Below are 13,614 nucleotides of genomic sequence, written 5' to 3'. Positions count from 1 at the left end.
TATATTCAATTCAATAGGAGCGGGCTTTAGCCCGCTTAAACAATAACCAAAACTCAAAAGGCTTTAGCCAAAACATAAATATTAAAGATGAAACTGAAATTTAACCTGAAATACTTCCTGCTCACCATCTTCATTTTCCTCATAGAAGTTCTGATTGCGACAAAACTGGAAGATATCTTCTTTGTAAGAGCCTATCTGGGAGATGTCATTGTCGTAATGTTGCTATATACCTTTGTCAGGAGTTTTGTTACAATGAATAATGAAAAACTTATTCTTGGAATTTTTGCTTTTTCCTGTCTTGTAGAGCTGGCGCAATACTTTAATATAGCCGAAAAATTAGGCTTCCGTCCTGGAAGCCTGATGTATATTGTGATCGGAAATTCTTTCTCCTGGATTGATATTCTGTGTTACGCCGCAGGATGTTTGCTGCTTTTCTTTTGGGTAAAGCTGAATCCGGAAAAACCCATTACAGGTTGAATACCAAAGGCTGTTTCATAAAGCTTCTGACTTTTTTGCCATCCTGTTCTGCCGGAATCCATCGGGTTTTAATCATTTTCAGCGCTCTTAGAAACTCATCTTTTACCAATGTGTGTTCATAAGATTCTATTTTGATGTTCACCATGTTTCCTTCCGTATCTACTATAAAAGAAGCAATTGCTTTTGCACTCATGATGTCTGCTTTTACCAATGGAGAGGTCCGGAAATATTTCAGGATCTCCGCGACAAAAGCCTTGTGTCCGCCCGGAAACTCGGCGTCTTTTACAGGGCCTGCTTTCACATCTGCCGATGGTTGGTGAGCCGGAGTCACTGCAGAATCTTTCTGAGCAGCAACTGTGGCTGTCCAAAATAGTAAAATAAAGAAAATATACTTTTTCATACCCTGAATATTACCTTCCGAAGCTGTCATATTTATCCTCCGCATATTTGATGAAACGGTTAAGCAAAGCTACATTTTCCTTTTCCATAGGCGAAAGTTCTTTATCTACATTATTGGAAACCGGAATATACCAGTCCGTCTGCTCAAAGAAATACCGGTATGTTTCTTTTTTGAAAGAATATCCGTGTCTGGCAAAAACGGAATTTTTGATAATTTCAAGGTCCAGTTTTCGTAAATTTTTAAGCTCTTTCTCCGTCAGTTTCTGCTTGGAGGCATTCAATGTGAAAATAGCTTCCGAAGCCACTCTGTTTTTGGATGTGGTATAGCTTTCCGTCTTTCCGGTGTCTTCATTGGTATATTTCTCTACAAAATCTTTAGGATTAGACCAATCTACCAGATCAGAGTCCTTATTCAGCATAAAATTCGGATTGTACACAAAATCCCTTTTAGATAGTTTAATGGTTTTTAAAGGAGATTTTACGGCAGATTTATTAAAAGCATTCCATTTTCCGGTAATGCTGTCGCCGTTCAGCTTCACTTCAAATCTTCCGTCTGTTTTGTCATTTCCAGGCTCATCCAGAACGAAAGACCGGGTGCTTTCATTAAAAATACCTCTGAAAGGACGCTGGTTTCCGTTCACAATACTTTGCCCGTAAACACTGTCTTTAGTGATTCTGTTAATCTTCAGGGAAAGCTTTTTATTGACGTAATCTTCGTATTCCTCGCCATCTTCGTACTTATTCATTTCTTTTCCGGCAAAATCTCCGGTATAGATTCCGTAATATTCCTTATAAATCTCCGGAACCACAACAGAATCTTTTTTAGCGATCACAGAATCTTTGTCTGTCGCGATGGTCTTTCCTTCTTTTTTACAGCTCAGCAAAGAAGCTGCAAGCAAAGAAATAAGGGTGTAATTTAAAATTTTCATATGAGTTTTTTTGTGATTAAATATTCTATCAAAAGGATATTGGGAATCCAGCCCAGCCATGCGATGATCTGATAAACATCCATAGGATTTGGGTGGAATAAATATACAATAATTACTTTCCAGATACGAAGGGTAAGAGCAGATACACTGAGTGCAAAACTTCGCCACATCCATTGCTTGTGCTCCCGGAAGTGTTTTTTTCTCGCCAGCTGATAAGCTTTATAAGTCGTAAACCACCAGAGAGAACCCAAAATAACGAATGAAATTTTGGAAAGAAAACCTCCGTTGGCAAAAATTCCCATATAAATTCCGGAAGGCGCAGCGAGAATCAGAATTAAAAAAATATAAAGCTTACCCATATTTCTGTGAAAATTTTTGAGTCCGAAATCTTTTCTGAGAATAGCCAGAAATCCGAAAAGCAACACAAAAATACTGGTATACACATGCGTATAAAAAAAAGAAAGATATTCCGGTCTGTCCTGAACTTCAGTCTGCTTAATCATCAGAAAGCTTACATTCGGATTGAAGGGAATATACTCTAGCGTAATTTTTAGCATCAGCCAAAAGAAATATCCAAATCCTGCAATCAGCAGAACTTTTAAAAGAAAAGGGATATTTTTTTTCGCCGTAAGCATTTTATTGAACCGAAACTGGTTGATTTTTTTAAATATTTATGGTCATGGGAATTGTGTACCATGTTTCAACAGGCTGACCATCACGCGTAGCAGGTTTCCATTTGTTTTTAATTGCTTTAATTACGCGGGTCATTTCTTTATTCATAGCAGGATTATTTCCAGTGGTTGAAATAGAGCTCATACTACCGTCAGTATGAATCAAAAACTTAGTGACGGATTTAAAAACTCCTGAATCATTGATTTTTGAGGAATCAAATTGAGAGCTGATATGCCTTCTGAGGGCATCCATTCCACCCGGAAACTCAGCCGCAACGTCAGTTTGGATAGGCTTCTGTGTGTCTGTAGTAGATACTTTCTGATCTTTTGAATCTTCTTTTGGCTGCGTCTGTGAAAAAACAGTCACAGATATGAGAAGAAAGGCAAGGACTATTATTTTTTTCATATCTCTAAGTTATTTAAATCCTGCGAAATAAGCCATCCTTCACTCCAGCATGCCTGGAAATTGAACCCTCCCGTCACAGCATCAATATTCAGAACTTCCCCCGCAATATAGAAATTGGGTAAAATTTTGGAAGACATGTTTTTGAAGTTAATTTCCTTTAAATCAATGCCTCCCGCGGTTACAAACTCATCTTTAAAGGTTGACTTTCCTGTGACCTGAAGCTTTTTCCGGCAAAGGTTTTCAAGAATATTTTGTATTTCTTTCCCTGAAATATTGGAAATCTGTTTATTCAGATCAACTTTTGAAACCTCCAGGATCTTCTGCCAGAATCTGTTTGTGATGTCAAAAATCTTAGACTGTCCAATGGTTTTTTTCGGATGAGCCTGTCTGAAACTCTGAAATATTTCCTCTGCATCATCCACAGATCTTGAAATGAAATTCACCTCAATTTCAAAATGATACTTTGATTGGGCAAGACTTATAGCTTCCCAGGCAGAAATTTTCAGAACTGCAGGACCAGAAAGCCCCCAATGGGTAATCAGTAAAGGCCCGCTTTCTTCTGTTTTTAATTTCGGAATTGATATCTCTGCATTTTCAAAACTGGTTCCCGGAATATCCTGCAACAGCTGATCTTTTATATTGAAGGTAAAAAGCGATGGAACAAGATCAACAATCTTATGACCCAGATTCTCAATGATTTTTAATGATTTTGGAGAACTTCCTGTCGTATAAACAATATAATCAGCCTGAAAATCTCCAAGACTCGTTTTTACCAGATATTGTTCACCCTGTTTTTCAATTTCTTTGACAGAACATTTGGTTTTAATCTCTGCTTTTTTATTTCGAATCTCATTCAGAAAAGTATTGATAATCGTCTGTGAAGAATTGCTTTCCGGAAAAACCCGGTTGTCGTTCTCTATTTTCAGAGGAACATTGCGCTGATCAAACCATTCCATCGTATCTCCCGGCTGAAATTTGGTGAAAACACTTAACAGCTCTTTGTTTCCCCGCGGATAAAACTGAACCAGTTCTCTGGGATCGAAGCAGGCATGCGTGACATTGCAGCGCCCGCCGCCGGAAATTTTTACTTTCTGAAGTACATCCGAATTCTGTTCCAGAATGGTAATCCTGTATTTTTTTTCGTCAAGGTTCGATGCGCAGAAAAAACCTGCGGCACCGCCTCCGATTATAATGATCTGTTTCATGTATGCGTAATCCTATGCGGAAGATTATTTTTTCAAAAGTACAATTTTTATAAACCATCTTATTTGAGTAATTTTGCAGAATATAATTTTTGAACTTTAAAGTTTAAAGATCAACCACAAAAGTCACAAAAGATTATCTTGCGTTTAAGGCTTGTTGAAAGAGTTTACAGAACAGAGTTGTGGTTAAAAAAATGAAAACTTTATAAGAACATATTTAAAACGTATTTAAATGATTTTTTACCATAAATTCGAAGTACGCTGGAGTGATCTTGATGCCAACAAGCACTTAGCCAATTCATCCTATGTACAATACTGTGCACAATCCAGAATGGCCTTTATGACCAAAGAAAAAATGGGCGTTACCCAGCTAAGCAGATGGGGAATCGGGCCTGTGATCATGCACGAAAGATATTCTTTCTTCAAAGAGATCTATGCAGACCAGACCGTGATTGTAAGCCTGGAAATTGACGGATGTTCAGAAGATTCATCCATCTACAGATTTGTTCATAAATTTTATACACCGGACGGAGTACACTGCGCTACTGCGGAAGCTACAGGAGTATGGATTGATATGATGCTGAGAAAAATGACGACCCCTCCTGATGATGTGATAGAAGCCATGAATAAATACAAAAGCCCTGAAACCATTGTGATGACCAGAGAAGATTTCAAAAAGCTTCCTTTCCGTCCGGATAATGTAGATCCGGCAGAATTCACAAAATAAGACTCAGCGTTGAATGTTCAGATTCATGAATACATTTTATATTGAGCCTTTAAAAAAAAGAAAAAATTATGTTTGAAGATAAATCACAGGAACTGACCCCAATCTCCAAATTAGGAGAATTTGGTCTTATAAAACACCTGACAGAATATTTTCCACTGTCCAACGAATCTTCGGAACTTGGAGTGGGAGATGATGCAGCAGTTATTAATCCTGGAAATAAAAAAGTGGTTCTTACTACCGATGTTCTGGCAGAAGGGGTTCACTTCAACTTGGGCTACGTGCCTTTAAAACATCTGGGTTACAAAGCAGTAGTCGTAAATTTGAGCGATGTTGCAGCTATGAATGCTGTTCCTACACAGATTCTGGTTTCCCTTGCCGTTTCCAGCCGTTTTCCGGTAGAAGCATTAGAGGAAATTTACTCCGGAATTCAGGCGGCATGTGCGAGATATAAAGTAGACTTGATCGGAGGAGATACCACAAGCTCCAATTCCGGACTGGTAATGAGCATCACGGCTGTAGGAATCGAAGACGAAGAGAATATTGTAAAAAGAAGCGGTGCAAAGCCTAATGACCTTTTAGTGGTAACCGGAGATCTTGGAGGGGCTTATATGGGACTTCAGATTCTTGAAAGAGAGCACGCTGTTTTCCTGGCAGATCCCAATATGCAGCCGGAAATGGAAGGCTATGATTATATTCTGGAAAGACAATTGAAACCTGAAGCAAGAACCGATGTTAAAACAATTTTAAAAGAATTGGACATCAAACCTACTTCAATGATTGATATTTCTGACGGCTTGGCTTCTGAGATTCTGCACCTTTCAGATCAGTCACAAACAGGGTTCAGACTGTATGAAGAAAAAATCCCGATGGACAGCCTTACCATATCTACAGCAGATGAAATGAACCTTAATCCGTCTATGACTGCATTGAGTGGTGGTGAAGACTATGAATTGCTATTCACTATTTCCCCGAACGATTTTGATAAAATTAAAAATCACCCTGATTTTACCATCATTGGCCACGCGGTGGAAAAAGAAGACGGAAACTTTATGATAGCCAGAGGATCTAATCAGCTTGTTCCGCTTACGGCACAAGGCTGGGATGCTTTCTTGGGGAACCAGCAGAACGGATAAAATTATATTTAATTTTGAATATTGTAGAAAACCGCAGCACTTTTTTTGCTGTGGTTTTTGTTTACTCAAAGGAGGTGAAAAATAGAGTCTTTTTATCATAAAAAAGATTTAATATTCTGATTTTAAATATATAAAGAGATGGAAATTGATAGAAGTAATGCCCTGTTTGTATTACTTTAATAAACGAAGTGCGCTTGTTTATCTTTAAATACACTCAAAAAAGTAAAAAACCTTGTGTGTCCTTGCGATAAATAAAAAATTTTAAAAACCAATTATTATTTGCCTGAATATAATACATTGCAACCTTTAATTTCCTTGATAGAATAACTATGAAATACGCGAAATTTGTCATTTTATTTATTGTTTTTATTGGATTGGTTCTGTATGTAACAAAAACAGGAGCGAAAGAATATGCTGATGAAAACAGCATTTTAAAAAATGGAGTGGTCTTTGAAGGAACTGTCATTGATATCAAAAGATCTAACAATCATAGCTTTGGTATATTGAGAATCAATGTAATTCATTCAACGGTTAAAGAATTTTCAGAACAACCGAAACAGGGAATATATCCATACCGGATTAAAGATAAAAAGGCTGAAATTTATTTACCGATCTATGTGGGAAGACAGATTGGAGATCATGTAAAATTAATATCCGACAAACAAATTATTGACTACAAAGGAAAAAATACGGAAGACCAGGGAGAAGTTTACATCATCACAGACGCTTCGGATATTAATTTTGTAAAAGAGAATACCCTATTTAAAATCGAAAAAAAATGAATGTTCCCGAGAAACAAATTCCCATCCATCATCTGACTTCAGAAAATTTTCAGTTCACGACACTGGAGACCGGGCATCCGGAAAAATTCAATGATATTCACAGGCATAATTTCTTTGAAATCATATGGTTTATCCGGGTTCATGAAAATAGCAGGGTAGAGCTGGATTTTGAAAATCATCATCTTCACAATAATCAGATTTGCATCATTGCGCCGGGACAGGTATTCAATATGAAGCTGAAAGGAGAGAAGGGGTATGTTCTTGCGGTGAGCCGGGAAATTTTTAAAGAAGCCTGTGACATCGAGATGATTCTTACCGCAGGCACTATTCCTTTTACGCTAGATCTTCAAAGTGTAGAAGCTTGTAATACAGTCATATCGCTGATAGAAAAAGAATATGAAGGCCCTTCAAGGATCGGGCTTTTAAAAACATACCTCAGAGCATTCTGTATTATGATTACAGACCAGATCAACAGGCAGGATTCTTCAATTAATGGAAGGCAGCGCATTGAAGATTTGGTGAGTCTCATTGAAGAAAACTATCTTGTTCAGAGAGAGACAGGCTTTTATGCAGAACAGATAGGCATCAGCACGCATCACCTTAATGATATTGTCCGTCTCTCCAGAGGAACAACCGTGAAAAAGATGATTGCCCAAAGACTTGTTCTGGAAGCCAAAAGAGAACTTAGTTTTGGAGCCTTGACAGTTAAAGAAATTGCCTTTAAGCTAGGATTCAGTGATGCCTCCTATTTTTCCCGTTTCTTCAAAAAACACACCGGGCAGAATCCGGACAGATTTAAAAACACAAAAGAATTATCTCCGGAATATCCATTTAAACAGGAGGGAGTATGTTCCAAAGCATGTTCTTAAAAAGAGAAATCCTCAGTTTGTGCTGGTCTTCCTTCAGTTGCTGTATGGATAGATGTTTCTTTTTGTAAGAATTTTGCATGGAGAAAAAACCGCACAACCGGTTTCATTTAATGACGTTTGTTTATGAAAAATTTAAGTATTGTAGTGTTTATTCTGGCACTGCTCAACACCTTGGAATCTCTAAGTATCGATCTGTATCTCCCTGCTTTCCCCAGCATGGCCCGGATTTTTCAGACCGATATAGGGCACATCCAGATCTCTATTTCTGTGTTTTTCGCAGGATTTGCCTTCGGGCAGCTCTTATGGGGACCTTTATCTGATAAGACCGGACGCAAGCCGATGCTTTACTGTGGGCTCCTGCTTTTTATTATTGGAGCGGTAGCCATCTTTTTTACTGAGAATATTTTTGTGCTTTGGATCATGCGTTTTCTGCAGGCTTTCGGAGGAAGTGCCGGAATTGTTATTGGGCGGGCTATAGTAATCGACCTTTATGATAAGCAGAAATCGGTGTCCATTTTTTCCCAGCAGTCGCAGATCAGTGGTATTGCTCCTATTGTAGCTCCGCTTTTGGGAAGTGTATTTCTTAAATTCTGGGGCTGGAACAGTTCTTTCGCTTTCCTGAGCATCATGGGACTTCTTACCCTTTTTATGGTGTATCAGTATGTCCCTGAAACCAATTCCAGAAAAATAAACCCTGACAGTGCCGCTTCCGGAAAGGGACTTGGAGATCAGCTCAAAATGATTTTGTCCAATAAAGATTTTATCAGTAATACTATGATTGGGAGTATTGCCTTTGCTTCACTCATTATTTACATTTCAAATGCTCCTTTCTTATTCATGAATATCCACGGGTTTTCCGGCGGTGTATTCAGTATTATATTTGGATTCAATTCATTAGCATTAATAACAGCCGCATACCTTACCCCAAAACTGATCAAAAGAATAAAAGACACAAAGCTTTTATTAATGGCAACGGTTCTTTTACTGGTTGTATGCAGTCTCCATATCCTGATTGCAGCCCAAAACCTCTCCGTTGCATTGGAAATTGCCATGCTGTATCTCTCCCTGCTGGCCATAGGAATACTGTTTCCTATCACTTCAGCTCATGCGCTTTCTCCTTTTAAAGAAGGACGTGGAACAGCGGCTGCTTTGATGGGGTTTATGCAGTTGATGGTCACTTTTCTACTGTCCGGATTGTCCGGTTTTTTAGAGGCAGATTCTATTATTCCGATGGTGACCATGCGCGCCGGAATTGCTCTGATTGCTGTGTGGTTTGCCTACAAGGCCTTTAAAAGCAAAAACCTCTCTGTAGAATAATATATCATAAAAATAAAGCCGAAATAGAAGACATTTCGGCTTTGTTATTTGGTTTTCAGACTCTTTTAATCTTTGATAAATTTAATAGAATTCTGCATTTTATCATCATAATCATACAGATTCAAAACATAGGTCCCTTTTAATAAATGGTCTACCTGAATATCTGCACCATTGGTTTCTCCTTCTTTCATCATTTTCCCGTTGATGTTGAAAATCCTGTATATAAGTTTATTTTTCAATCCGTTTATTTTGATGAAATTTTGGGCAGGATTAGGATAAAGGCTTAATGTACTCTGAGCTTTAGAACTTTTTGCTGCTGAGGTACCGCATAGCTGAAGATCACTGGCATTGATAACAGGAGCCTGCGTCGGAGCTGTTACGGTAAGCGTTGAATTCAATGCAGTTTGCTCATTGGTAAAACCTCCGTTTCTCAGGAAGAATTTATTGGCAGAAACGCCTCCGGAAGCATCCACTCTTTGATTGGCAGTATACGTTGCATCTGCCGTAAATTTGGCCTGTGATACGGGAAGCCACTGCCCCTGTACTGTTTTTACCCATTGATTTCCAAACTCAGCTTTTCTTGCCTGGTAACCATTTTCGGGAGAAAAGTTCTCTACAAAGCTATAAAATGACTTTAAATAGGTATTGGTCTGAGGTCTTTTCCAGCTGGCAATAAGCTTCCAGGCACCTGTTTCGGGAGCAAAAAACCATGCGGTATAATCTGTTTTTCCAGTTCCGTCTGGCTCTCCTTTTAAAAGAAACTTATACGTTACTCCAGCCTTCCAGCTGTAGCGCAGATAACTCTGTCCTCCCGATCCTTCATTCCCGAATTCACCGGTAGTCACATTAGCACCTTTGCAGTTCAGCTTGATTTTATGATCTTCCGGAATATTGTTGGGGTCATCCGTTTCAAACGGACTCCATACAGAGAAAAGAATCCTTCTTTCTGTTGCTGAATTCACCTGGAATCCAAAATATCCCTCCTTAAATCCGTTGGCCATAAAATAAGAGCCTATTTTATCCTGCCCGGTAGGAACGGTAACCTCGTTGTAATAATATAAAATATTGTCGGTGGTTGGGATGGTATAACCTAAATGACAGGAAGGACCTCTTCTTGCCCAATAGTAATAGCTCGGATCATTACTGAAAATATTGGTTCCTGAAGCCGCCGCACCATCGAAGATCACGTGAGATACATCTGCAAAATAGCCTCCTGTCTTTGAAATGCCCTGTAAATCTACTTTTACATATCCTGAATTTACATTGAAGTTTCCTACGGAATGGGTGTTAAAAGAAGAACCGGTAATCGTAATGTTTTTAGAAACTCCGTTCACGGTAACTTTGATGGTACTGTTTCCCGAAGGAACCTTTGCTTTCAGACTGATACTAAGGGCTCCGGAATTACCCACCTTAAAGTAGGTGCTGATGACAGTATTGGCCTTTGTCCAGTTCGCAAGACCATTATTATTGATCACTTCTGTGCTGCCGCTTGCTGCCGTTGTAATAAAGGCGTTTCCGGCCAAAGGAACTTCATTGGCCAGTTTGTAAAAGGAATAAGGAAAAGCATTTATGGATGCCGTAGCCAGATTATGGCAGCAAAAAAATGCGATGAGTGCAAAAATAAATCGTTTTGTGTTCATGATGTGAATTTTATATTAGTTTATAGCCTTCGAAATCAATAAGAAGAATAAAAATAAATAAAAATTCTATTTAGTGTGAATTATTTGTTTTAATTTTTATTTAACCTTATAACATCGAAAATTATTTTGTCCTGCTATTTTCCCTTGTGGTCATAGAATCCGTACACTTAATCAAGTATTTTTTGTAAGCAGCTTTCAAAGGCATCTCTTTGTAAAAATTTAAATTATGAAGAGAAATCTTTTGGCCGCTGCCTGCTCTCTATTAGGATATTGGGCTTGTGCACAATCCGGAATATCTGCAGAACTGAAAACGGAGTACATCCCTTTTTCCAGCTACATCCGCCCTGAAGACAGTACGAAAACAAACTCTAAAAGCGACTTTAAAAGAGCAGATCTTAATTTCAGTATTCCGTTGTCGATGAAAAAAGACAGCAGCGGAAGAGTAAAAGCCTGGTCACTCCTCCTTAGTGGATCGTATGCAAAAATGAATCACAAAGAGTATGAAAAACAGCTTTTCCCGGATCAGATGCTGAATGCCCAGGCAGGAATTCTCCATATGAGACCCTTAGGAAAGAAATGGAGCATGATGATCACTGCTTCAGTAGGAGTTTATACCGATCTGGAGCAAATAAGTTCAGATGATGTTCTGGGGCAGGGAGGAATGTTGTTCATCAGACACTTTAATCCTAATCTGGCTCTTGGGGTAGGGCCTGTGCTGACTACCGCTTTTGGGGTTCCCATGATTCTTCCGTGGATTTATTTTGACTGGAAAACCAACGGAAAAATTAAATTTAATATCAATTTCCCGGAAGGAATGGAGGCCGGATACCTGTTTTCAGATAAATTTGCTCTGAAAGCAGTGGTAAACCTCAGCGGAATGACGGTGGAAAGAAATAAAGACGGAAAATCTTTTCTCCTGGGATATCAGCAGATCACAGCCGGATTAAGACCGGAAATAAAACTTAATGATAAACTCAGCCTGCGTCTTACAGGAGGAACCGCTCTGTTGAGAAGCTTCTCAGAGAACGACAGGAAAATTAAAAGTATTTTCAAAGACAAAAAAATACAGGATCCGAGATTTGCCAGCACATTTTATGCTGCGGTATCATTACGATGGAATCTACCTTAAAATCAGAAGGAAAAGAAGAGAGACTTGGGAAAAATACAATTGCCCTTTCCTACATCTTTCTTCCTTTCCTTTTATTTACTGATCAGTTTTTTATAGACCACCTGATTCAAAAGTTCCTCTTTTCGGATACGGGAAATAGGAAGTTCGGTTTTATTGATAAACAGGCGTCCTCCGGAAATCATATCGATATGGAGAATGTTGATCAGGAAAGATTTATGAATTCTGAAAAAATGTTCAGACGGCAGAGATTCTTCAATAGCTTTCATGGTTTGGTGAATCACCAGGGATTTATCCTTAAAATGAAGCTTCGTATAATTCTGCATACTTTCAATATATAAAATATCTACCCAGGAAACCTTTATGAAGGTATCAGACTGCCTTACATACAGGAAAGGATCCTCAAACGGGGAGTTCTTTTTTATTTTCTCGGAAACGATAAACTGTTGTTGCGCTTTATTGACAGCTTGATAAAAACGGTTGAAAGCAATGGGTTTCAGGAGATAGTCTACCACCTGCAGGCGGAATCCTTCCAGTGCATACTCGGAGTAAGCCGTTGTCAGAATACATAGCGGAGGGTTTTCAAGCTGTTCCAGAAATTCAAGCCCAGTTAAATAAGGCATATTAATGTCCAGAAAAAGAAGATCAATTTCACTTTCCTTGACTTTAGAGTCAGCTTCCAATGCTGTGGCACAGGTCCCTTCAACGGATAAAAAATCAATCTGGTCTGCCATTTCTTTAAGGTGGAATCTTGCCAGAGGCTCATCGTCTATAATAAGACATTTCATTTTGGGGATGTTATTGCTCATGGTTGTCTGATAATTCTAAGGTTAAAGTGACTTTGTATACATTATTTTCGGACTCAATTTTAAGATGATGGGTATCCGGATACTGGAGCTTCAATCGCTTTTGTACATTCTGAAGACCAATTCCGCCGGTTTCATTTTTCTTGCTGTGGACCGTTATATCAGAATAAGAATTTTCTGCATAGAAGAAAAGAGAACCGTTTTTTTCCACACAGGAAATCTTTACATAGCCTTTATGTCCCGGAAGCCTGCAGACGTATTTAAATGCATTTTCAATAAATGAAACCAGAAGGAGTGGGGCAATATATGTTCTTTTGTTCCCGATCTTCCATTCGGTAATCACGTCCAGTTCATTCCCCCATCGCAGTTTTTCCACTTCCACAAGATTCTGAAGATGCTCAATATCCTGCGTCAGCGGAACTTGGTTCTGGTTGCAGTGATATAGCTGATAACGCAGGATATCAGAAAATTTAAGCAAAAGATAACCGGCAAGCTGTGTATCAGATTTCATGAGAATATGAATATGGTTCAGAATGTTGAAAACCACATGAGGGTTGATCTGATCCTGAAGAAGTTTCAGCTGATTTTCCAAATGCGCCTGCTGAAGAAGAATATGATCTCGTTCTATTCTTCCGTGTTCCTGATAAAATTTGATTCCGCATGCAGAACCGTTAATGAGAAAAGAGGCAGGAAGGGCGAGGTAAAAACCTTTCCATAAAAAAGGAAGATGATCAGCAAAATCGTGAGGGAGCTGATTTTTTGAGTTGACCTCAATATAAGTGAAGATTAAAGAATAAATAAAACTCAATAGGAGAATCATTCCGGTTGCCTGAATAAGAAACAATTTCATTTTTTTTGCCCGCAAGGCGCTGGGAAGAAGCTTCGTTGTAAGAAAATGAGTGAAAATAAATGAAGTTACAGCAAGCACGACAGATTGGAAAAGAGCCGTAAGTTTGTTAGAACCAGCCTGAAAATTAATGTATACAGCCGTTGCAAAAACAAACCAAAACAGAGTGACGAAAATATATTCTCTTAAAATAATGGGTTTGGTCATGGATAAAACTAAAGTAGGTTTATAAAAAATTAGAAACTGCGGGTGCACAGTTTCTAATGAGTAAAGGTAATTTAAG

Annotated in this window: 15 protein-coding genes; 7 read left to right on the top strand and 8 right to left on the bottom strand. The window is 38.6% G+C overall.

Translation table 11 applies throughout. From position 1 onward, the window contains the following. Window positions 1-87 precede the first annotated feature (87 nt). On the top strand, window positions 88-477 hold the full coding sequence (locus ACM46_RS03215; protein WP_048505157.1) for a ribosomal maturation YjgA family protein: 390 nt from the start codon (window positions 88-90) through the stop codon (window positions 475-477). On the opposite strand, the gene ACM46_RS03210 is transcribed toward ACM46_RS03215, so the two are convergent. The 5 genes from ACM46_RS03210 to ACM46_RS03190 are packed head-to-tail and all read right to left on the bottom strand — an operon-like array spanning window position 467 to window position 4,087. After that, on the bottom strand, window positions 467-877 hold the full coding sequence (locus tag ACM46_RS03210; protein WP_131707536.1) for an energy transducer TonB: 411 nt from the start codon (window positions 875-877) through the stop codon (window positions 467-469). The two genes, ACM46_RS03215 and ACM46_RS03210, sit on opposite strands and share 11 nt — an antisense overlap. Window positions 878-887: 10 nt before the next feature. Beyond that, window positions 888-1,805, bottom strand: a complete 918-nt coding sequence (locus ACM46_RS03205; protein WP_048505155.1) for a YARHG domain-containing protein — start codon at window positions 1,803-1,805, stop codon at window positions 888-890. Beyond that, window positions 1,802-2,440, bottom strand: coding sequence for a DUF2306 domain-containing protein (locus ACM46_RS03200; RefSeq protein WP_048505154.1), 639 nt, complete (start codon window positions 2,438-2,440; stop codon window positions 1,802-1,804). Before ACM46_RS03200 ends, ACM46_RS03205 begins: the two co-directional genes overlap by 4 nt. A 28-nt stretch (window positions 2,441-2,468) precedes the next feature. After that, window positions 2,469-2,882, bottom strand: a complete 414-nt coding sequence (locus ACM46_RS03195; protein ID WP_048505153.1) for an energy transducer TonB — start codon at window positions 2,880-2,882, stop codon at window positions 2,469-2,471. Continuing rightward, window positions 2,879-4,087 carry a BaiN/RdsA family NAD(P)/FAD-dependent oxidoreductase gene (locus tag ACM46_RS03190; protein ID WP_048505152.1) on the bottom strand — a complete coding sequence of 403 codons (1,209 nt, stop codon included), beginning with the start codon at window positions 4,085-4,087 and terminating at the stop codon, window positions 2,879-2,881. The genes ACM46_RS03195 and ACM46_RS03190 overlap by 4 nt, the downstream gene beginning before the upstream one ends. Before the next feature lie 229 nt (window positions 4,088-4,316). Here ACM46_RS03190 and ACM46_RS03185 point away from each other — a divergent pair, with 229 nt between their 5' ends. The 5 genes from ACM46_RS03185 to ACM46_RS03165 all read left to right on the top strand — a co-directional run bounded on the left by ACM46_RS03185 (window position 4,317) and on the right by ACM46_RS03165 (window position 8,912). Then, window positions 4,317-4,811 carry an acyl-CoA thioesterase gene (locus ACM46_RS03185; RefSeq protein WP_048505151.1) on the top strand — a complete coding sequence of 165 codons (495 nt, stop codon included), beginning with the start codon at window positions 4,317-4,319 and terminating at the stop codon, window positions 4,809-4,811. Window positions 4,812-4,879: 68 nt separating this feature from the next. After that, a complete protein-coding gene (gene thiL, locus ACM46_RS03180) occupies window positions 4,880-5,944 on the top strand; it encodes a thiamine-phosphate kinase (RefSeq protein ID WP_048505150.1) in 1,065 nt (354 codons plus the stop codon). Window positions 5,945-6,273: 329 nt separating this feature from the next. Continuing rightward, complete coding sequence (locus ACM46_RS03175) at window positions 6,274-6,726, top strand: hypothetical protein (RefSeq protein ID WP_048505149.1); 453 nt, start codon at window positions 6,274-6,276, stop codon at window positions 6,724-6,726. After that, window positions 6,723-7,595: a helix-turn-helix domain-containing protein gene (locus ACM46_RS03170; protein WP_048505148.1), complete on the top strand. Its 873-nt coding sequence runs from the start codon at window positions 6,723-6,725 to the stop codon at window positions 7,593-7,595. Before ACM46_RS03175 ends, ACM46_RS03170 begins: the two co-directional genes overlap by 4 nt. A 123-nt stretch (window positions 7,596-7,718) precedes the next feature. After that, window positions 7,719-8,912 (top strand): multidrug effflux MFS transporter, encoded by a 1,194-nt coding sequence (locus ACM46_RS03165; protein WP_048505147.1) that lies wholly within the window; start codon window positions 7,719-7,721, stop codon window positions 8,910-8,912. A 65-nt stretch (window positions 8,913-8,977) separates the two neighbouring features. Here ACM46_RS03165 and ACM46_RS03160 read toward each other — a convergent pair whose 3' ends face one another. Continuing rightward, entirely contained in the window at window positions 8,978-10,552 is a 1,575-nt protein-coding gene (locus tag ACM46_RS03160) for a DUF3472 domain-containing protein (protein WP_157859421.1), read from the bottom strand. A gap of 226 nt (window positions 10,553-10,778) precedes the next feature. On the opposite strand from ACM46_RS03160, the gene ACM46_RS03155 reads away from it, so the two are divergent. Beyond that, complete coding sequence (locus tag ACM46_RS03155; protein ID WP_048505146.1) at window positions 10,779-11,681, top strand: DUF6268 family outer membrane beta-barrel protein; 903 nt, start codon at window positions 10,779-10,781, stop codon at window positions 11,679-11,681. A gap of 71 nt (window positions 11,682-11,752) precedes the next feature. On the opposite strand, the gene ACM46_RS03150 is transcribed toward ACM46_RS03155, so the two are convergent. Then, complete coding sequence (locus tag ACM46_RS03150; RefSeq protein ID WP_048505145.1) at window positions 11,753-12,487, bottom strand: LytR/AlgR family response regulator transcription factor; 735 nt, start codon at window positions 12,485-12,487, stop codon at window positions 11,753-11,755. Next, window positions 12,477-13,538: a sensor histidine kinase gene (locus tag ACM46_RS03145; protein WP_048505144.1), complete on the bottom strand. Its 1,062-nt coding sequence runs from the start codon at window positions 13,536-13,538 to the stop codon at window positions 12,477-12,479. Before ACM46_RS03145 ends, ACM46_RS03150 begins: the two co-directional genes overlap by 11 nt. Window positions 13,539-13,614: the final 76 nt, after the last annotated feature.

The sequence above is a fragment of the Chryseobacterium angstadtii genome (assembly GCF_001045465.1).
GTDB lineage: Bacteria > Bacteroidota > Bacteroidia > Flavobacteriales > Weeksellaceae > Chryseobacterium > Chryseobacterium angstadtii.
Note: the sequence above shows the minus strand (reverse complement) of the source record. Positions and strands in the feature narration are given on the sequence as shown.

Bases quoted from the DNA above. Each gene is read 5' to 3' on its own strand.
- ACM46_RS03215 (WP_048505157.1), top strand. From the start codon at position 88: ATGAAACTGAAATTTAACCTGAAATACTTCCTGCTCACCATCTTCATT.
- ACM46_RS03210 (WP_131707536.1), bottom strand. From the start codon at position 877: ATGAAAAAGTATATTTTCTTTATTTTACTATTTTGGACAGCCACAGTT.
- ACM46_RS03205 (WP_048505155.1), bottom strand. From the start codon at position 1,805: ATGAAAATTTTAAATTACACCCTTATTTCTTTGCTTGCAGCTTCTTTG.
- ACM46_RS03200 (WP_048505154.1), bottom strand. From the start codon at position 2,440: ATGCTTACGGCGAAAAAAAATATCCCTTTTCTTTTAAAAGTTCTGCTG.
- ACM46_RS03195 (WP_048505153.1), bottom strand. From the start codon at position 2,882: ATGAAAAAAATAATAGTCCTTGCCTTTCTTCTCATATCTGTGACTGTT.
- ACM46_RS03190 (WP_048505152.1), bottom strand. From the start codon at position 4,087: ATGAAACAGATCATTATAATCGGAGGCGGTGCCGCAGGTTTTTTCTGC.
- ACM46_RS03185 (WP_048505151.1), top strand. From the start codon at position 4,317: ATGATTTTTTACCATAAATTCGAAGTACGCTGGAGTGATCTTGATGCC.
- thiL (WP_048505150.1), top strand. From the start codon at position 4,880: ATGTTTGAAGATAAATCACAGGAACTGACCCCAATCTCCAAATTAGGA.
- ACM46_RS03175 (WP_048505149.1), top strand. From the start codon at position 6,274: ATGAAATACGCGAAATTTGTCATTTTATTTATTGTTTTTATTGGATTG.
- ACM46_RS03170 (WP_048505148.1), top strand. From the start codon at position 6,723: ATGAATGTTCCCGAGAAACAAATTCCCATCCATCATCTGACTTCAGAA.
- ACM46_RS03165 (WP_048505147.1), top strand. From the start codon at position 7,719: ATGAAAAATTTAAGTATTGTAGTGTTTATTCTGGCACTGCTCAACACC.
- ACM46_RS03160 (WP_157859421.1), bottom strand. From the start codon at position 10,552: ATGAACACAAAACGATTTATTTTTGCACTCATCGCATTTTTTTGCTGC.
- ACM46_RS03155 (WP_048505146.1), top strand. From the start codon at position 10,779: ATGAAGAGAAATCTTTTGGCCGCTGCCTGCTCTCTATTAGGATATTGG.
- ACM46_RS03150 (WP_048505145.1), bottom strand. From the start codon at position 12,487: ATGAGCAATAACATCCCCAAAATGAAATGTCTTATTATAGACGATGAG.
- ACM46_RS03145 (WP_048505144.1), bottom strand. From the start codon at position 13,538: ATGACCAAACCCATTATTTTAAGAGAATATATTTTCGTCACTCTGTTT.